The following is a 17,836-nucleotide window of genomic DNA, read 5'->3' as shown; positions in this document are numbered from 1 at the left end:
GCATGATGATCGAAAATCTCACGATCGTGCCCGACGATCTGACTGGCGAGCCGGTGCTGGCCCTGCTGCAATTCCATCTCGACGAGATGCACCAGTGGTCGCCGCCTGAAAGCGTCCATGCCATGCCCGCCGAGCGGTTGCGCCAGCCTGACGTGCTGTTCTTCTCCGCGTGGGACGGCGACAGGCTGGCCGGGTGCGGCGCGATCAAGCATCTTGAAGAGGGGCACGGCGAGCTGAAGTCGATGCGCGCCGCGCCGGACTATCGCGGCAAGGGGGTGGGCAAGGCGATCCTGCTGCGCCTGCTGGAGGAAGCCCGCACGCGTGGCTATACCCGCGTCAGCCTCGAAACCGGGCGGCCCGCGCCGTTCCGGGATGCGCAGAACCTCTATCTTGCCCATGGCTTCGCCGAATGCCCGCCGTTCAGCGACTATGTGTCGGACGATTTTTCCCTCTGCATGACGAAGGCGTTGTAATGGATTTGCGCATGGCCACCCCTGCCGATGCCGCCGCGCTTGCCGAACTGGGCGAGCGCAGTTTTATCGTGAAATTCGGGCATCTCTACCGGCCGGAGGATCTGGAGAATTTCCTCGCCGGATCGCACACCGAAGCGAAGGCCGCGAATGAGATCGCCGATCCGCAGATGCGGGTGATGCTCGCCGAACAGGATGGCAGGCTGCTGGGCTATTGCAAGCTGGTCATGGCCTGTGGCTGGCCCGAACATGCGCGCGGGGAGCGGGTGATCGAGCTCAAGCAGCTCTATACCGATCCCGAGGCGACCGGGCAGGGCATCGGCGCGCGGCTGATGGACTGGGCGCTGGAGGAAGCCGCGCGGTTCGGCGCCGATGAAGTGCAGCTCTCGGTCTATTCGGACAATCCCGGCGCGCAGAAGTTCTACAACCGCTATGGGTTCGAGAAGGCGGCCGACATCCATTTCATGGTCGGCGAGCAACGCGACGAGGAGTTCCTCTTCGCGAAAGTGCTTTAGGGTAGGCAGGTTGCGCTGAAGCAACGACAGTTCTGCCCGGGCGTGGTAAACAGGCCGAGTCTTCAACCGGAGGATGGAGAGTGAAGATGGCCAAGTATCCTGCTCGCCGCAGCCTTTTTGATGACCTGTTCCGCGATTTTCCCTTGGGCTATTCCATCGCGCCCTTGCACGGCGATCCCTTGCCGAACCCCGGCAAGATCAAGATCGACGTGAAAGAGAATGGCGACAATCTCGTCGTTCACGCGGAAATGCCCGGTGTCCGCAAGGACGACATCGACATTTCGGTCGACAACAACGTCCTGACGATCAGCGCCGAAGTGTCGCAGTACGATGCCGACGAGGAAAACGACAAGGTGATCCACTCGGAACGCTACTATGGCGCCATTTCGCGCAGCGTGGCCCTGCCCGCCGAAGTGGCGATCGATCAGGCCTCCGCGAAATACGAAGACGGTATCCTGACGCTGACGCTGCCCAAGACTTCCCAGGAAGCGAAGAAGAAGATCAGCGTCGGCTGATTTCCCGGCGGCCTGCCCGGAGCCTGCCATGGCGGGCGCACCGGGCGGGCTGCGGGTCTTTCATGCCCGCTTCCTTTCCCGCTTCGTCATTGCGAGGAGGCGAAGCCGACGCGGCAATCCAGAGCGGGCGCAAACCGCTCTGGATTGCTTCACCCTTCGGGTTCGCAATGACGAAGGGAGAGGGCGGGCGTTCTGATCGAAACGCAGGACGGCTGATGGCATCCTGGCCCGAATGGAAATCCGGATGATCCAGCGCTGCTTCGCCAATCAGCCGCAACGCTCTGCAAGCATCAAAACCACTTGAGCTTGCGGGCGATCATCAGTTCGAGCGCGAAGATCCCGAAGCACAGGCCGACGATGATCCAGAACCCGTGGCTGCCCGGGCTGGTGAGCGGAATGTCGCCCACGTTGATGCCGAGCAGGCCGGTGATGAAGCTCAGCGGCAGGAAGATGCCTGCCACGATCGTCAGCATGTTCTGCGTGCGCTCGGTGCTGGCGGCGGCGCGGGCGCGGATGTCGTCCTGCAGCACCAGCGCGCTTTCCTTGCTGATGTCGAGATCGTCGAGATAGCGGCGCAGCCGGTCGATGGTCTCGGCGATCTCGCGCCGGTCGTGGTCCTCGAACCAGGCCGGGGCATTGTTGCAGATCGCCAGAAGCGCTTCGTGCTGCGGCGACATGTGACGTTTGAGGCCCAGGCAGTTGCGGCGGATCGTGGCGATCTTGCCGAGCACGGCGTCGGTATCGGCATCGGGATCGCGTTCTTCCAGCTCGTCGATCGCCTCGTTCATGTCGATGATCGAATGGCTCATGCGGTCGATCAGGTGCTCGGTAAGCGCGGTGATGAGCGAGCCGACATCGACCGGGCCGGTCCCGGCGTCGACTTCGTTGCAGGCCATGCGCGGGGTTTGCAGCGGCATCCGGCGCAAGGTGACGATGCGCCTGCCGTCGCTCCACAGCTGCATCGAGAGCATGTCTTCCGGTTCGGCGCCGGGGTTGAAGTTGATGCCGCGCAGGGTGGCGACGAGCGTATCCCCGTCGCGGAAGGCGCGCGGGCGAGTGGCGTCGCTGGTCAGCAGTTCGGCGGTGGGCTCGGGAATTTCCAGGCAATCCTGCAGCCATTGCTGGACGCCTTCGTGGGTGCGCAGGAGATGCACCCAGAGCACTTCGCCTTCCCGTCCGGGCCGCCAGTGCTGCACGTCTTCCCAGCTGATCGGCCGGCCGCCGCCTTCGCCATCCAGCACGCGGCCGAACAGCAGCGGCAGCGCCTCATCGCTCTCGTCTGTCAGCACTTCGGTGTTCATGCATGTCTGCATGCCCGAAATCCTGCCAATGAAAAAGGGCGGGTGCAAAAGAGCAGGTGTAAACCGGCTTCAAACGGTCACGCCAAGCGCCTATAGGGGCGCCATGTCCTCGATCAGACCCTGGCGCGATATCGAGCGCCGCAAGAGCCGGCAGATCATGGTCGGCAGCGTGCCCGTCGGCGGCGATGCCCCGATCACGGTGCAGACCATGACCAATACCCCCACGTCCGACGCGAAGGCGACGATCGACCAGATCCGCCGCTGCGAGGATGCCGGGGCGGACCTGATCCGCGTTTCCTGCCCCGATGTGGAAAGCACCACGGCGTTCCGCGAGATCGCGCGCGCCGCGCAAGTGCCGCTGATTGCCGACATCCATTTCCACTACAAGCGCGCGCTCGAAGCGGCGGACGCGGGCGCGGCCTGCCTGCGTATCAATCCCGGCAATATCGGCTCCAGCGAGCGCGTCGCCGAAGTGGTGCGCGCGGCCAAGGCCAATGGCTGCGCGATCCGCATCGGCGTGAACGCGGGAAGCCTTGAGAAGGACTTGCTCGAAAAGTACGGCGAGCCCTGTCCGGAAGCGCTGGTCGAATCGGCGCTCGATCACATCAAGCTGCTGCAGGACCACGATTTCCACGAATACAAGGTGGCCGTGAAGGCCAGCGACGTGTTCCTTGCGGTCGCGGCCTATCAGGGCCTGGCCGATGCGGTGGACTGCCCGCTGCACCTCGGCATCACCGAGGCGGGCGGGCTGATTGGCGGCACGGTGAAATCCGCGATCGGCATCGGCAACTTGCTCTGGGCCGGTATCGGCGACACCTTGCGCGTCTCGCTCTCGGCCGAGCCCGAAGAGGAAGTGCGCGTCGGCTTCGAGATCCTGAAAGCGCTGGGCCTGCGCACGCGCGGCGTGCGCGTCGTCTCGTGCCCGTCCTGCGCGCGCCAGGGCTTCGACGTGATCCGTACGGTAGAGGCGCTGGAAGCGCGCCTGCAGCACATCAAGACCCCGCTCTCGCTCTCGGTGCTCGGCTGCGTCGTCAATGGCCCGGGCGAAGCGCGCGAGACCGACATCGGCGTGACCGGCGGCGGCAACGGCAAGCACATGGTCTATCTCTCGGGCGTGACCGACCACCACGTGCAGAGCGAGGACATGCTCGACCACATTGTCTCGCTGGTCGAAGCCAAGGCGGCCGAGATCGAGGCGGCGGAGGCGGCACAGACCGTCGCTGCGGAATAGGCGGCGGCCTTAACCGGGCCGAAGCCTTTGCCGTCTAGAATGGGCCCATGCGCATGGGCCCTCTCATCCTGCTGATCGGTGTTGCGGCTGGCATCGGCTGGTTCGCTCCGGACCTTGCAGTGTCCCCGCAGGCCGCGCGCGTACCGGAAGCGAAGGCGTCAGGCGGCGTCGGGAACCGCGAAGCGGTGGACAGCCACGCTGCGGCGGTGTTTCCGGACGACACCGTCCTCACGCGCCAGAGCGACGGGCATTTCTATGCGCGGGCCGATGTCGATGCCCATTCGACCCGGTTCCTCGTCGATACCGGCGCCTCGATGATTGCGCTCACCGGCGCCGATGCCGAAGCCATCGGCCTGCGCTGGGATCCGTCGGAGCTGCGCCCGGTGGGCCGCGGCGCCAGCGGTACTGTTTACGGTGTGCCGGTCCGGCTGGAGCATGTCGAACTCGGGGCTTTTGGCGCGCGCGGCGTGGGCGCGGTGATCGTTCCCGAGGGACTGGAAGTCTCGCTGCTCGGTCAGTCGTTCCTCGCCCGCATACCCAGCGTGCGGATCGACGGTGATCGGATGACTTTAGGCGGATGACCCGGGGCGGCGAAAGCTGATGCCTGACGCCGGTTCAGGCGAAGCAGCCGGCAAGTCCCGCAAGGCTGGACCAGATCACGAAAGCCCCCATGCCGATGACCGAGGCCAGGGCGGCCTGCGTGACTTTCGACGGGGGCGCTTTCGATTCAGGGGCGATCATGGCGGTCCGGACCTTGCGGGGGAGTGGGGGGTAGGGCGCAGATAGGCGCACTGGCGGCAAAAGCCCATGACGCTCGTCGATCCCTGTCCGCCGGCGATCGAGTCCCATGCTGGTGTGCAGGCGGACTCATTGCGAATTCTGCGTGCCCCAGATCGCCTTGCGCCCGATCGTCGACGTGAAGGCCGGAACGCTGATCTTGCCGTCGCGCGGGCCGATCGGCGTGCGGATGGTGCTCGCTTCGAAGTCGGCCGGCAGGCCTGCGCTGATGAGGTCGTAGGGCGAGATGCGGGTGCGGGTGCACAGGGCGCCCGTCCCGTCGTTGACCAGCGTCTTGTCGAATTCGAGGCCGAGCTGTTCGTTCATGGCGCGGCGGACGGTTGCGACTTCGAGCTGGCCCTCGCCGAAGTAGATCACGAAGCGCGTGCCCAGCGGCACGTCCTCCAGCCCCTCGATCAGCGCGCCCGTGGTCGAGAGGTTGCGCAGGACGACGGGATAATAGAAATCCTCGTGGATGGCGCCGATCCATCGGAACAGCGAAATGCGGTCATGCCGCTGCCGGGCTGGGCCCTCGGGCTCGATGCCCCAGCCGGATTCCTGTTGCGCGCCTTTGAGGAATTCGGTGCCGACGAGCGGACGCGAATAGATATAGCCCTGTATCAGGCCGACGCCGAGTTCGCGCATCAGGTCGAGCTGATCGTGGGTTTCGATGCCCTCGGCCGTGGTTTCCATGTCGAGCGCTTCGGCGAGTGCGACGATTGCGGCGATGATCGCCCGGTTGCGCGATCCCTCTTCGGTCGCGCCGCGCACGAAGCTCTGGTCGATCTTGATCTTGTCGAAGGGCGCAGTCTTGAGATAGCCGAGCGAGGAGTAGCCGGTGCCGAAATCGTCGAGCGACAGGCGCACGCCCAGCGTCTTGAGCGTCTTGAAGCGCGCATCGGCTTCGGTGCCCTGGGTCAGGAACACGCCTTCGGTAATCTCCAGTTCGAGCCGTTCGGGTTCGAGGCCGGAAGCCGCCAGGGCATGAGTCACCGAGGCCGGAAAGCCGGGATCGCTGAAGTGGGTGGGGGAAATGTTCACGGCCACGCGCAAGGGGCGGGGCCATTGCGCCGCTTCCATGCAGGCGGTGCGCAAGGCCCAGTCGCCAATACGCCGGATCAGGGCCGATTCCTCGGCGATGGGAATGAACAGCGCCGGGCTGATCATGCCCTTGTCCGGGTGGTTCCAGCGGATCAGCGCCTCGGCCCCGGACACGGTGTTGGTGTCGCAATGGACGATGGGCTGATAGTGGAGCTCGAACTCGCCGCGGGTCAGCGCGTCGTGGAGGTCCTCCTCAAGCTGCCGCCGTTCTTCCGCCGCCGTCAGCAGCTCGCGCGAGAAGAAACGGAAGGCACCGCGTCCGCCATGCTTGGCGGCATAGAGCGCGAGATCGGCATTGCGCACCAGTTCGTCGGTTTCGATGCCGTCGAACGGGCTGATCGCGATGCCGACCGACGCGCCGATGATGCAGCGGCTGCCCTCGATCGAATAGGGCTGAGAGATCATGCCGATGATCCGTTCCGCCAGATCGCCGAGATCGCCCCGGTCCTCGACGTCGGGGAGCAGCACCTGGAACTCGTCGCCGCCGAGGCGGCAGACCTTTTCGGGATCCTTCAGGATCGTCAGCAGGCGTTCCGAGACCTGCTTGAGCAGCGCATCGCCCGCCGAGTGCCCCAGGGTATCGTTGACCTGCTTGAAGCGGTCGAGGTCGATCAGCAGGGTCGCGCAGGGGCGCTTCGTGCCCTTGTAGGAACTCAGCGTGCGTTCGAGCTTGCGCGCCATCTGGCGGCGATTGAGCAGGCCGGTCAGCGGATCGTGCATTGCCGCCTTGGCGTTTTCCTCGGCAATGCGGCGATCGTCGGTGATTTCGGCGCAGATGCCCGAGAATCCGGTGAAGTGCTGCGCATGATCGAATTGCGCTTCGCCCGATAGCAGCCACCAGCGGCGGTTCTCGTCGTCACCGGTGCAAACGGCCAGCCGCTCGAACCGCGAACGCCGCGAGAGCGCGAAGCGCAGGCTGCGCCCGTTCTCGCCGGCGTCGTCGAGTTCGGTGAACAGGCCGGTCAATTGCTGCCCGAATGCAGCCGCCGGATCGGGTAGCCGCGTCATCGCCTTGCCGGACAGGTGGACAATGGCCCCTTCCGCATCGGTGGACCAGAAGCCGATGGCATCGAGATTTTCCACGACCCGGCAGAAGGCCTGGGCCTGTGCGGACGACATGGCGGATTGCGCGGCAAACTCGGTGTTGCCGCGCAAGGCATTTTTCTTGGCAGTGCGCGCGAAATTCCAGGCCATCTTCGCCAGCTTGAACCCCCGTGAGGACAGCGGTTCATAGACCGGAGAACGTTACCAGCGAGTAACCATGTCCTGCCGTAAGCCATTCTTGTGCATACAAAAAGCCCCGCCGGATCGGACCGGCGGGGCTTCCCGTTTCGTTTCGGAGATCGAAAGCCGGTCTTACTCGGCTTCGTCACCCTTCAGCAGGTAATCGCCCGCATCGGCGTCGGTGCCGTGGGTCTCGCCCTCGACCACTGCCAGCGGATCGTCACCCAGATCGTCGAGCGGATTGCGGTGCAGTTCGGCCTCGTGCTCTTCCGCCGCGGTGTTGGCCGCGATGATCGAGCCCTGCATCTTGCGGTAGGAGGCACGCAGCGCTGCGTCGCGGCTGGAGGCCGCCACGCGGACGCGGTTCATGCCCGCACCGGTGCCCGCCGGGATCAGACGGCCGACGATGACGTTTTCCTTCAGACCGATCAGCGAGTCCTTCTTTCCTTCGACCGCCGCCTGCGTGAGCACGCGGGTGGTTTCCTGGAACGAAGCGGCCGAGATGAACGAACGGGTCTGCAGCGAGGCCTTGGTGATGCCGAGCAGCACCGGCTTGCCTTCGGCGGGCTTCTGGCCCGGCTTCAGCTTCGCGTTGTACTCGTTCATTTCCTCGTAGTCGACCTGCTCGCCCGCCAGCAGCGTGGTGTCGCCGCCGTCGGTGATCTCGACCTTCTGCAGCATCTGGCGAACGATCACTTCGATGTGCTTGTCGTTGATCTTCACGCCCTGCAAGCGGTAGACTTCCTGGATTTCCGCCACGAGGTATTCCGCCAGCGCTTCGACGCCGAGCACTTCAAGGATGTCGTGCGGATCGGGCGAGCCCGAGATCAGGTTGTCGCCCTTCTTGACGTAGTCGCCTTCCTGCACGTCGATCACGCGGCTCTTGGGGATCAGGTATTCCACCGGATCGCCCTCTTCCGGGATGATCGCGATCTTGCGCTTGGCCTTGTAGTCACGCACGAATTCGATGCGTCCCGAGACCTTGGCGATGATCGAGTTGTCCTTGGGCTTGCGGGCCTCGAACAGCTCGGCAACGCGCGGCAGACCGCCGGTGATGTCGCGGGTCTTGGCAGCTTCGCGCGATGCACGGGCGATGATGTCGCCGGCATCGACCATCTGGCCGTCTTCCACCGAGAGCGTGGTGCCCGGTGCCATCATGTAGCGCGCGGCCTCGCCGGACTGATCGTCGAGAAGGGTGATGCGCGGACGCAGGTCTTCCTTCTTCTTCGAACGGCTCGACGAACGGTCTTCGGTGACGACGCGGCTGGTCATGCCGGTGGCATCGTCGGTCTGCTCGGTCAGCGTGCGGGTGTCGATCAGGTCCTGATACTTCACCACGCCCGAGGTTTCGGTGATGATCGGCAGGGTGAACGGGTCCCACTCGGCCAGGCGTTCGCCTTCCTTCACCGATGCGCCATCGGTGTGCAGCAGCACCGTACCGTAAGGCACGCGGTGCATCGCGCGCTCGCGGCCCTCGGTGTCGATCACCACGACTTCGCCGTTGCGGGCGAGCGACAGGCGGCGGCCCCGCTTGTCGACGATGGTCGGGATGTCGCGGTACTGCACGGTGCCGTCGCAGATCGATTCCAGATGGCTGGTTTCGTTGAGCTGCGCGGCGCCGCCGATGTGGAAGGTACGCATGGTGAGCTGCGTGCCCGGCTCACCGATCGACTGCGCGGCGATAACGCCGACAGCTTCACCGATGTTGACCGGCGTACCGCGAGCCAGGTCACGGCCATAGCACTTGGCGCAGACGCCCTGTTCCGCCTCGCAGACCAGCGGCGAGCGGATGCGGGCCGACTGCGCGCCCGATTCCTCGATCTGCTTGACGGCGGTTTCGTCGAGCAGGGTGCCGTTGGCGACGACGATCTCGCCATCCTTGGTGACGATGTCCTCGGCCAGGGTACGGCCCAGGATACGCTCGGCCAGCGAGGCGATCACCGAACCGCCCTGCACGATCGCGCGCATTTCCAGCGCACGCTCGGTGCCGCAGTCCTCGATCACGACGACGCAGTCCTGCGACACGTCGACCAGACGGCGGGTCAGGTAGCCCGAGTTCGCCGTCTTGAGCGCGGTGTCGGCCAGACCCTTGCGGGCGCCGTGGGTCGAGTTGAAGTATTCAAGAACGGTCAGACCTTCCTTGAAGTTCGAGATGATCGGCGTTTCGATGATCTCGCCCGACGGCTTGGCCATGAGGCCGCGCATACCGCCAAGCTGCTTCATCTGGGCCGGGCTACCACGGGCACCCGAGTGGCTCATCATGTAGATCGAGTTGATCTGGGCCATGCGGCCGGTTTCGGGATCGATCGGCTGGGCCTTCAGCTCTTCCATCATGGCGTTCGCCACCTGGTCGCCGCAGCGGCTCCAGGCGTCGATCACCTTGTTGTACTTTTCCTGCTGGGTGATGAGACCGTCCTGGTACTGCTGCTCGTAGTCAGCAACCAGTTCCTTGGTTTCATTGACCAGGGCTTCCTTCGATTCCGGAATGATCATGTCATCCTTGCCGAAGGAGATGCCGGCCTTGAACGCGTTGCGGAAGCCGAGGCTCATGATGGCGTCGGCGAACAGCACCGTGTCCTTCTGGCCGGTGTGGCGATAGACCTGGTCGATAACGTCGCCGATTTCCTTCTTGGTGAGAAGGCGGTTGACGACGTCGAAGGGCACGGTGTGGCTCTTCGGCAGGCATTCGCCGATCAGCATACGGCCCGGGGTGGTCTGGAACCGCTTCATGTACTGCTGGCCGCTCTCGTCGGTCTGCGGCACGCGGGCCTCGATCTTCGAGTGCAGGGTGACAGTGCCGTTGAACAGCGCCTGATGCACTTCGGCCATGTCGCCGAACTTCATGCCTTCGCCCGGTTCGCCGTCGCGGTCCATCGACAGGTAGTAGAGCCCCAGCACCATGTCCTGCGAAGGCACGATGATCGGCTTGCCGTTGGCGGGCGAGAGGATGTTGTTGGTCGACATCATCAGCACGCGCGCTTCGAGCTGGGCTTCCAGCGAAAGCGGCACGTGGACGGCCATCTGGTCACCGTCGAAGTCGGCGTTGAAGGCCGAGCAGACGAGCGGGTGAAGCTGGATCGCCTTGCCTTCGATGAGGACCGGCTCGAACGCCTGGATGCCCAGACGGTGCAGCGTCGGCGCGCGGTTCAGCATGACCGGGTGCTCGCGAATGACTTCGTCGAGGATGTCCCAGACTTCCTTGCGCTCCTTTTCGACCCACTTCTTGGCCTGCTTGAGGGTCATCGAAAGACCCTTGGCGTCGAGGCGGGCGTAGATGAACGGCTTGAACAGTTCGAGCGCCATCTTCTTGGGCAGGCCGCACTGGTGCAGCTTGAGTTCCGGACCGGTCACGATGACCGAACGGCCCGAATAGTCGACGCGCTTGCCGAGCAGGTTCTGACGGAAGCGGCCCTGCTTGCCCTTCAGCATGTCGGACAGCGACTTCAAGGGCCTCTTGTTGGCGCCGGTGATGACGCGGCCGCGGCGGCCGTTGTCGAACAGGGCGTCAACCGCTTCCTGCAACATGCGCTTTTCGTTGCGCACGATGATGTCCGGCGCGCGCAGTTCGATCAGGCGCTTCAGACGGTTGTTGCGGTTGATGACGCGGCGGTAGAGGTCGTTGAGGTCCGAGGTCGCGAAGCGGCCGCCGTCCAGCGGAACCAGCGGGCGCAGTTCGGGCGGAATGACCGGCACGACTTCGAGGATCATCCACTCGGGACGGTTGCCCGAATCGATGAACGATTCGACGACCTTGAGGCGCTTGATGATCTTCTTGGGCTTGAGTTCCGACTTGGTGGTCTCAAGCTCCTGCAGCAGGTCCGCGCGTTCCTGTTCGAGGTCGAGCGCGATGAGCATCTGCTTCACTGCCTCGGCGCCGATGCCGGCCGAGAAGGCGTCTTCGCCGTATTCGTCCTGCGCGTCGAGCAGTTCGTCTTCGGTGAGAAGCTGGTACTTCTCCAGCGGGGTCAGGCCCGGCTCGATGACGATGTAGCTTTCGAAGTACAGCACGCGCTCAAGCTGCTTGAGCTGCATGTCGAGCAGCAGGCCGATGCGCGAAGGCAGCGACTTCAGGAACCAGATGTGCGCGACCGGCGCGGCCAGCTCGATGTGGCCCATGCGCTCGCGGCGCACCTTGGTGACGGTGACTTCGACGCCGCACTTTTCGCAGACGACGCCCTTGTACTTCATGCGCTTGTACTTGCCGCAAAGGCACTCGTAGTCCTTCACCGGGCCGAAGATGCGCGCGCAGAACAGGCCGTCACGTTCCGGCTTGAACGTGCGGTAGTTGATCGTTTCCGGCTTCTTGATCTCGCCGAAGGACCAGGAGCGGATACGCTCGGGGCTCGCGAGGCCGATCTGGATCTGATCGAAGGTCTCGGGCTTCGCCATCTGGTTGGTGAACTTGGTCAGGTCGTTCATAGTTCAATTCCCATTGAAGGGTGAATTCGTCGGAGCGGAAAGGGAGGGCGGCTCACTCTGGAAGCCGCCCGGTTCCCTGTTACTCCGCAGCCTCGGGCAGCATGTCGCCGTCCTCGTCGTCGTCGAGGCTCTTGAGCTCGACGTTGAGGCCCAGCGAGCGCATTTCCTTGACGAGAACGTTGAAGCTCTCCGGAATGCCGGCCTCGAAGGTGTCGTCGCCCTTGACGATCGCTTCGTAGACCTTGGTGCGGCCGACCACGTCGTCCGACTTCACCGTCAGCATTTCCTGCAAGGTGTACGCCGCGCCGTAGGCCTGGAGCGCCCAGACCTCCATTTCACCGAAGCGCTGGCCGCCGAACTGCGCCTTACCGCCCAGCGGCTGCTGGGTGACGAGGCTGTAGGGGCCGATCGAACGCGCGTGGATCTTGTCGTCGACAAGGTGGTGCAGCTTGAGCACGTACTTGTAGCCGACCGTCACCTTGCGGTCGAAGCGGTCGCCGGTGCGGCCGTCGAAGAGGTCCACCTGGCCCGATTCGTCGAGCCCGGCGAGACGCAGCATGGCCGAAACGTCGGCTTCCACCGCACCGTCGAACACCGGGGTGCCCATCGGCACGCCCTTGCGCACGTTCTGGGCCAGTTCGACGATCTGCTCGGGGGTGCGGGCAGCGATATCGTCGGCGTAGTTCTCGCCGTAGATTTCCTGCAGCACTTCCCGGACGGCTTCGGGCGGCTGGCCCGCGACCGGATCGGGATTGGCGGCGCGCCACGCATCGAGCGCATCGGCCACCTTCTGGCCCAGGCCGCGCGCGGCCCAGCCCAGGTGGGTTTCGAAGATCTGCCCGACGTTCATGCGCGAAGGCACGCCCAGCGGGTTGAGCACGAAGTCGACCGGCGTGCCGTCCGCGAGGAACGGCATGTCTTCCTGCGGCAGGATGCGGCTGATGATACCCTTGTTGCCGTGACGGCCGGCCATCTTGTCGCCCGGCTGCAGCTTGCGCTTCACCGCGACGAAGACCTTGACCATCTTGAGCACGCCGGGTGCCAGCTCGTCGCCGCGCTCCAGCTTTTCCTTGCGGTCCTCGAACTTCTCCTGGATCGCCTTGACGGTGAGGTCATACTGCGACTTCACCGCTTCGAGCTGGCCCTGCATGTGGTCGTCCGCGACGGCGAACTTCCACCATTCGTGCTTCTCGACTTCGGCGAGGATCTCTTCGGTGATCTCGATGCCCTTCTTCACGCCCTTGGGAGCGGAAGCGGCGACCTGGCCGAGCAGCATTTCAGCCAGGCGGTTGTAGGTCGCGCGGTTGAGGATCGCGCGTTCGTCCTCACGGTCCTTGGCGAGGCGTTCGATTTCCTCGTTCTGGATCGCGCGGGTACGGTCGTCGATCTCGATACCGTGGCGGTTGAACACGCGCACGTCGACGATGGTGCCGGCAACGCCCGGGGGCAGGCGGAGCGAAGTGTCGCGCACGTCGCTGGCCTTTTCGCCGAAGATGGCGCGCAGCAGCTTTTCTTCCGGCGTCATCGGGCTTTCGCCCTTCGGCGTGATCTTGCCGACGAGGATGTCACCCGGGTGCACTTCGGCGCCGACATAGACGATGCCCGCCTCGTCGAGGTTGCGCAGGGCTTCCTCGCCGACGTTGGGGATGTCGCGGGTGATGTCTTCCGGACCCAGCTTGGTGTCGCGGGCCATGACCTCGAACTCGTCGATGTGGATCGAGGTGAAGACGTCGTCCTTCACGATCCGCTCGGAGATGAGGATGGAGTCCTCGTAGTTGTAGCCGTTCCAGGGCATGAACGCGACGAGCACGTTGCGGCCCAGCGCCAGTTCGCCGAGTTCGGTCGACGGGCCGTCGGCGATGGTGTCGCCCTTGCGGATCAGGTCGCCCACCTTCACCAGCGGACGCTGGTTGATGCAGGTCGACTGGTTCGAACGCTCGAACTTCTGCAGACGGTAGATGTCGACGCCCGAACGGCCCGGCTCGATGTCGCCCGAGGCGCGGATGACGATACGGGTGGCGTCGACCTGGTCGACCACGCCATCGCGCAGCGCCGAGATCGCGGCGCCCGAATCGCGGGCCACGGTCTCTTCCATGCCGGTGCCGACCAGCGGAGCGTCGGCCTTGACCAGCGGCACCGCCTGACGCTGCATGTTCGAGCCCATGAGAGCGCGGTTGGCGTCGTCGTTTTCCAGGAACGGAATGAGCGAGGCGGCGACCGAGACGAGCTGCTTGGGCGAAACGTCCATCAGCGTGATCTGGTCAGACGGGCTCATCACGAATTCGCCGTTCTGGCGGGCCGAGATGAGATCCTCGACGAACTTGCCGTCGCTGTCGAGTTCGGCCGAAGCCTGCGCGACGGTGTGCTTCTGCTCTTCCATGGCCGAGAGGTAGATCACCTCGCCGGTCACCTTGCCGTCGATCACCTTGCGGTACGGGGTCTCGATGAAGCCGTACTTGTTGACGCGGGCGAAGGTGGAGAGCGAGTTGATCAGACCGATGTTCGGGCCTTCCGGCGTTTCAATCGGGCAGATGCGGCCATAGTGGGTCGGGTGAACGTCGCGGACTTCGAAGCCGGCGCGCTCACGGGTGAGACCGCCCGGCCCAAGCGCCGAAACGCGGCGCTTGTGGGTGACTTCCGAGAGCGGGTTGGTCTGGTCCATGAACTGCGAGAGCTGCGAGGAGCCGAAGAACTCGCGAACGGCGGCCACGGCGGGCTTGGCGTTGATGAGGTCGTTCGGCATCACGGTCGAGACGTCGACCGAGCTCATGCGTTCCTTGACGGCGCGCTCCATGCGCAGCAGGCCGACGCGGTACTGGTTTTCCAGCAGCTCGCCCACCGAACGGACGCGGCGGTTGCCGAGATTGTCGATGTCGTCGATCTCGCCCTTGCCGTCCTTGAGGTTCACCAGTTCCTTGACCACGGCGAGGATGTCCTCGACGCGCAGGGTGGTGACGGTGTCCTCGGCATCGAGGCCCAGACGCATGTTCAGCTTGACGCGGCCGACGGCCGAAAGGTCGTAGCGGTCGGCGTCGAAGAACAGGCCGTCGAACAGGGCTTCGGCGGTTTCCTTCGTCGGCGGTTCGCCCGGGCGCATGACCTTGTAGATCGACTCAAGGCCCATCTCGCGGTTCTCGGCCTTGTCGGCCTTCATGGTGTTGCGGATCCACGGGCCGGTGTTGATGTCGTCGATGTCGAGCAGGTCGAGCTGGTCGATCCCGGCAGCGTCGAGCGCTTCCAGGTTTTCCGGCGTCACTTCGTCGCCGGCTTCGATCCAGATGCGGCCGGTCGATTCGTCGATCAGGTCGCGGGCCGAATAGCGGCCGAAGATTTCCTCGGTCGGGATGAGGAGTTCCTCAAGGCCGTCCTTCTGCGCCTTGTTGGCGGCGCGGGGGCTGATCTTGTGGCCGGCGCCGAACACGACTTCGCCCGACTTGGCATCGACGATGTCGAAAGCCGGCTTCGCGCCGCGCCAGGCTTCCGGAACGTAAGGCAGGCGCCAGCCGCCTTCGCCGCGCTGCCAGGTCACGGTCTCGTAGAAGTAGTCGAGGATCTGCTCGCTATCGAGGCCGAGAGCATAAAGCAGCGAGGTGACCGGCAGCTTGCGCTTGCGGTCGATACGCACGTTGACGATGTCCTTGGCGTCGAACTCGAAGTCCAGCCAGGAGCCGCGGTACGGAATCACGCGGGCGGCGAAGAGGAACTTGCCCGAGGAGTGGGTCTTGCCACGGTCATGGTCGAACAGCACGCCCGGCGAACGGTGCATCTGCGAGACGATCACGCGCTCGGTGCCGTTGATGAAGAAGGTGCCGTTCTCGGTCATGAGCGGCATGTCGCCCATGTAAACGTCCTGCTCCTTGATATCGAGGACCGAGCGGGTCTCGGTCTCGGCGTCCACCTCGAACACGATCAGGCGCAGCGTGACCTTCATCGGGGCTGCGTACGTGATGCCGCGCTGGCGGCATTCGGTCACGTCGTACTTCGGGTCTTCCAGCTCGTAGTGGACGAAGTCCAGTTCGCTGGTGCCGGCGAAGTCGCGGATCGGGAACACCGAGCGCAGCGTCTTTTCGAGGCCCGAGACATAGCCCACCGAGGGATCGGAGCGCAGGAACTGCTCGTAGCTTTCGCGCTGGACCTCGATGAGGTTGGGCATCTGGACGACTTCGTGGATGTCGCCGAAAATCTTGCGGATACGCTTCTTGGCCGTGCGGCCAGTCGTGTCGAGGGGCTTGGTCGCCATGTGGGTCTGTTGCCTCTTCGCTTCTCAATAGGGACCGATTCGCGATCGAACGGTCCGAAAAAAATTCGTCTTCGCGAGGACGATACTTCCGCTCGAAAGCGGATCACCGGAAACACCAAAAGGCCGCCGGCATGCACGGAATCCCTTGGGAAAGGGCTCAATGCGGCCTGCAGCCTGATGCGTCAGATGGATACCCGGACCGCTTCCTTCCCGGGCGTGTCCCCGCGCATGGACCCGCCTTGCTCGAAGCGCCGAGCGAAACGGCCATATAGGAGGCTGCTCCGGGCGTGTCAAACGGTGTCCCGAGGGGCGGCCGGGTCCTGCCTCCCTTGGCCACTCCGGTCTTCGCCGAAACCCCGCCGGGCAGGCCTGTGTATTGATCGTCGATCATGTGCATATCGTTTTTCGATATTATCGTTTGACAATAAGTCGACTCGATATTATTGAATATCGATATGACGTATATCGGAGAACATGAAATGACCCACCGAGAGGCCCGGGGCGCCTTCCGCCCCTTCGCTGTCGTCCTGGCCGCCGCGGCCGTGATGACCTTCTGGATTCCGACCGTGACCACGCCGGCCCGCAGCCAGGCTCCGGCCGCCTCTGCAATCGTGGTCGTGTCCGCGCCGGGCGCTTATGCCCCGGCGCTGATGTGAGGGGAGGCGGGGCATGACCTCGATCAAGCGTGACCCGCTGCTGGCCGTGGCCAAGGGCGTCCTGTGGTTCCTGATGGGGCTCATGGCGCTGAGCGTGGTGGCGTGCCTGTCCGCCGCGCCGACCGTCTTCTTCATGCGCGATCATGTCATGGCCGAGCTGCTGAAGGATGCGCCGGACCTGGTATTCCCGCAGTTCATGGCGGCGGTTACGGCTGTCTGCCTGCTGGCGGCGGCCCTGCTGGCTGTCCTGTTCCGGATATTCCAGCTGCTCAAGCAGATCGTCGACACCGTGGGCGAAGGCGATCCTTTCGTGCCGGTCAATGCCAGGCGCCTGACGCGAATGGCCTGGCTGACGCTGGTGGTCCAGCTCATCGGCCTGCCGATCGCCGGCATCGCCCTGTGGATTCACAATGTGGCCAAGGGCGCGGGCGCGAACCTGTCCGATATTCACGTGGATACCGGGCTCGATGCCAATGGCCTGCTGCTCATGCTGATCCTGTTCATCCTCGCCCGCGTGTTCCGCAAGGGCGCCGAGATGCGCGCCGAACTCGAAGGAACCGTATAATGACATTCGGACTGAAAATGCTGTTCGAACGCGCGCCTTCGGGTGAGACTTGGCGGCGGAGCCTGCAGGACCCGCTGCTCGTCGCGGCCGTGGTGGTCCTGGTGACGGCGCTGGCGGGCGTGGCGCTGACGATGGGTGCGGCCCTGATCGGCCTGGTGGTGACGATGACCACGCAGCCGCCGGTCGGCCATGCCTTGTCCGATCCCATGTGGGATCCGGTGGCGGGGATGATTCTGGCGCTGGTGGCGCTGTCGGTGATTGCCGGCGGTATCGGCAACGTGCTCAATATCGTTGCCAGCGTGGCCGCGCGCAATCCGTTCGATCGGGCCAATGCCGGCCGCATCGAGCGGCTGGGCTGGCGCCTTGCCGAGTTGTGGGGGATCGGCTGGATCGCGCGCTGGCTCGACGTGCCGGTAGGCGGCAGCGTCAATGGCTTCGACATCTCAGTCGATCTCGGCGGCGGCAATACCCTGGCGTTTGCCTTGGTGCTGTTCGTCCTGGCCCGTGTGTTCCGGCATGGCAACCGCCTGCAGGACGAAGTCGAAGGGACCGTGTGATGGGCGCGGATGCCGCTGAAACGGAAGGAACCCGGATCGTGGTCAAGCTCGATGACCTGCTCTATGCCCGCCGCATGACGCTCACCGAACTGGCCGAGCGCATCGGCATCACTCTGGCCAACCTCTCGATCCTCAAGACCGGCAAGGCCAAGGCGATCCGCTTTTCGACGCTGGAGGCGATCTGCCGGGAACTCGATTGCCAGCCCGGCGATCTGCTCGGTTATCAGGCCGCGGGCGAATAGTGCGCAGCGGCGGAACCTGACGG

General features: G+C 64.5%; 14 protein-coding genes. 9 read left to right on the top strand and 5 right to left on the bottom strand.

Features of this window, described 5'->3' with window-relative positions; all coding sequences use genetic code 11:
- Nucleotides 1-5: 5 nt before the first annotated feature.
- The 3 genes from NN5_RS13910 to NN5_RS13900 all read left to right on the top strand — a co-directional run bounded on the left by NN5_RS13910 (nt 6) and on the right by NN5_RS13900 (nt 1,500).
- The gene (locus NN5_RS13910) at nt 6-473 is read left to right on the top strand and encodes a GNAT family N-acetyltransferase (RefSeq protein WP_067734719.1); all 468 of its coding nucleotides are present in this window, start codon (nt 6-8) and stop codon (nt 471-473) included.
- Nucleotides 473-985 carry a GNAT family N-acetyltransferase gene (locus tag NN5_RS13905; RefSeq protein ID WP_067734704.1) on the top strand — a complete coding sequence of 171 codons (513 nt, stop codon included), beginning with the start codon at nt 473-475 and terminating at the stop codon, nt 983-985. Before NN5_RS13910 ends, NN5_RS13905 begins: the two co-directional genes overlap by 1 nt.
- An 86-nt stretch (nt 986-1,071) precedes the next feature.
- Nucleotides 1,072-1,500 (top strand): Hsp20/alpha crystallin family protein, encoded by a 429-nt coding sequence (locus tag NN5_RS13900; RefSeq protein WP_067734703.1) that lies wholly within the window; start codon nt 1,072-1,074, stop codon nt 1,498-1,500.
- Between the two features lie 290 nt (nt 1,501-1,790).
- On the opposite strand, the gene NN5_RS13890 is transcribed toward NN5_RS13900, so the two are convergent.
- Nucleotides 1,791-2,813 carry a zinc transporter ZntB gene (locus NN5_RS13890; RefSeq protein ID WP_245656488.1) on the bottom strand — a complete coding sequence of 341 codons (1,023 nt, stop codon included), beginning with the start codon at nt 2,811-2,813 and terminating at the stop codon, nt 1,791-1,793.
- A gap of 91 nt (nt 2,814-2,904) precedes the next feature.
- On the opposite strand from NN5_RS13890, the gene ispG reads away from it, so the two are divergent.
- Entirely contained in the window at nt 2,905-4,032 is a 1,128-nt protein-coding gene (gene ispG / locus NN5_RS13885; RefSeq protein ID WP_067734700.1) for a flavodoxin-dependent (E)-4-hydroxy-3-methylbut-2-enyl-diphosphate synthase, read from the top strand.
- A gap of 53 nt (nt 4,033-4,085) precedes the next feature.
- A complete protein-coding gene (locus NN5_RS13880; RefSeq protein WP_245656486.1) occupies nt 4,086-4,613 on the top strand; it encodes a retropepsin-like aspartic protease family protein in 528 nt (175 codons plus the stop codon).
- Between the two features lie 34 nt (nt 4,614-4,647).
- On the opposite strand, the gene NN5_RS27195 is transcribed toward NN5_RS13880, so the two are convergent.
- From NN5_RS27195 to rpoB, 4 genes are all read right to left on the bottom strand, one after another.
- Nucleotides 4,648-4,773, bottom strand: coding sequence for a hypothetical protein (locus tag NN5_RS27195; RefSeq protein WP_281190430.1), 126 nt, complete (start codon nt 4,771-4,773; stop codon nt 4,648-4,650).
- Between the two features lie 126 nt (nt 4,774-4,899).
- On the bottom strand, nt 4,900-7,104 hold the full coding sequence (locus tag NN5_RS13875) for a putative bifunctional diguanylate cyclase/phosphodiesterase (protein ID WP_067734698.1): 2,205 nt from the start codon (nt 7,102-7,104) through the stop codon (nt 4,900-4,902).
- A gap of 162 nt (nt 7,105-7,266) precedes the next feature.
- On the bottom strand, nt 7,267-11,553 hold the full coding sequence (gene rpoC / locus NN5_RS13870; protein WP_067734697.1) for a DNA-directed RNA polymerase subunit beta': 4,287 nt from the start codon (nt 11,551-11,553) through the stop codon (nt 7,267-7,269).
- A gap of 79 nt (nt 11,554-11,632) precedes the next feature.
- Nucleotides 11,633-15,793, bottom strand: coding sequence for a DNA-directed RNA polymerase subunit beta (gene rpoB / locus NN5_RS13865; RefSeq protein ID WP_067734696.1), 4,161 nt, complete (start codon nt 15,791-15,793; stop codon nt 11,633-11,635).
- A gap of 479 nt (nt 15,794-16,272) precedes the next feature.
- Between rpoB and NN5_RS13860 the strand changes: the two genes are divergently transcribed.
- Genes NN5_RS13860 through NN5_RS13845 form a run of 4 tightly spaced genes read left to right on the top strand, consistent with a single transcriptional unit; the run spans nt 16,273 to nt 17,813 of the window.
- Nucleotides 16,273-16,449 (top strand): hypothetical protein, encoded by a 177-nt coding sequence (locus tag NN5_RS13860; protein ID WP_157081141.1) that lies wholly within the window; start codon nt 16,273-16,275, stop codon nt 16,447-16,449.
- Nucleotides 16,450-16,462: 13 nt separating this feature from the next.
- Nucleotides 16,463-17,014, top strand: a complete 552-nt coding sequence (locus tag NN5_RS13855) for a DUF2975 domain-containing protein (RefSeq protein WP_067734694.1) — start codon at nt 16,463-16,465, stop codon at nt 17,012-17,014.
- A complete protein-coding gene (locus NN5_RS13850; RefSeq protein WP_067734693.1) occupies nt 17,014-17,571 on the top strand; it encodes a DUF2975 domain-containing protein in 558 nt (185 codons plus the stop codon). The genes NN5_RS13855 and NN5_RS13850 overlap by 1 nt, the downstream gene beginning before the upstream one ends.
- Nucleotides 17,571-17,813, top strand: coding sequence for a helix-turn-helix domain-containing protein (locus tag NN5_RS13845; RefSeq protein ID WP_067734692.1), 243 nt, complete (start codon nt 17,571-17,573; stop codon nt 17,811-17,813). The genes NN5_RS13850 and NN5_RS13845 overlap by 1 nt, the downstream gene beginning before the upstream one ends.
- Nucleotides 17,814-17,836: the final 23 nt, after the last annotated feature.

Source organism: Novosphingobium naphthalenivorans NBRC 102051, assembly GCF_001590985.1.
GTDB lineage: Bacteria > Pseudomonadota > Alphaproteobacteria > Sphingomonadales > Sphingomonadaceae > Novosphingobium > Novosphingobium naphthalenivorans.
The sequence above is the reverse complement of the archived record's forward strand: the minus strand, read 5'-3'. Positions and strand labels throughout refer to the sequence as shown.

Bases quoted from the DNA above. Each gene is read 5' to 3' on its own strand.
- NN5_RS13910 (WP_067734719.1), top strand. From the start codon at position 6: ATGATCGAAAATCTCACGATCGTGCCCGACGATCTGACTGGCGAGCCG.
- NN5_RS13905 (WP_067734704.1), top strand. From the start codon at position 473: ATGGATTTGCGCATGGCCACCCCTGCCGATGCCGCCGCGCTTGCCGAA.
- NN5_RS13900 (WP_067734703.1), top strand. From the start codon at position 1,072: ATGGCCAAGTATCCTGCTCGCCGCAGCCTTTTTGATGACCTGTTCCGC.
- NN5_RS13890 (WP_245656488.1), bottom strand. From the start codon at position 2,813: ATGCAGACATGCATGAACACCGAAGTGCTGACAGACGAGAGCGATGAG.
- ispG (WP_067734700.1), top strand. From the start codon at position 2,905: ATGTCCTCGATCAGACCCTGGCGCGATATCGAGCGCCGCAAGAGCCGG.
- NN5_RS13880 (WP_245656486.1), top strand. From the start codon at position 4,086: ATGGGCCCTCTCATCCTGCTGATCGGTGTTGCGGCTGGCATCGGCTGG.
- NN5_RS27195 (WP_281190430.1), bottom strand. From the start codon at position 4,773: ATGATCGCCCCTGAATCGAAAGCGCCCCCGTCGAAAGTCACGCAGGCC.
- NN5_RS13875 (WP_067734698.1), bottom strand. From the start codon at position 7,104: ATGGCCTGGAATTTCGCGCGCACTGCCAAGAAAAATGCCTTGCGCGGC.
- rpoC (WP_067734697.1), bottom strand. From the start codon at position 11,553: ATGAACGACCTGACCAAGTTCACCAACCAGATGGCGAAGCCCGAGACC.
- rpoB (WP_067734696.1), bottom strand. From the start codon at position 15,793: ATGGCGACCAAGCCCCTCGACACGACTGGCCGCACGGCCAAGAAGCGT.
- NN5_RS13860 (WP_157081141.1), top strand. From the start codon at position 16,273: ATGACCCACCGAGAGGCCCGGGGCGCCTTCCGCCCCTTCGCTGTCGTC.
- NN5_RS13855 (WP_067734694.1), top strand. From the start codon at position 16,463: ATGACCTCGATCAAGCGTGACCCGCTGCTGGCCGTGGCCAAGGGCGTC.
- NN5_RS13850 (WP_067734693.1), top strand. From the start codon at position 17,014: ATGACATTCGGACTGAAAATGCTGTTCGAACGCGCGCCTTCGGGTGAG.
- NN5_RS13845 (WP_067734692.1), top strand. From the start codon at position 17,571: ATGGGCGCGGATGCCGCTGAAACGGAAGGAACCCGGATCGTGGTCAAG.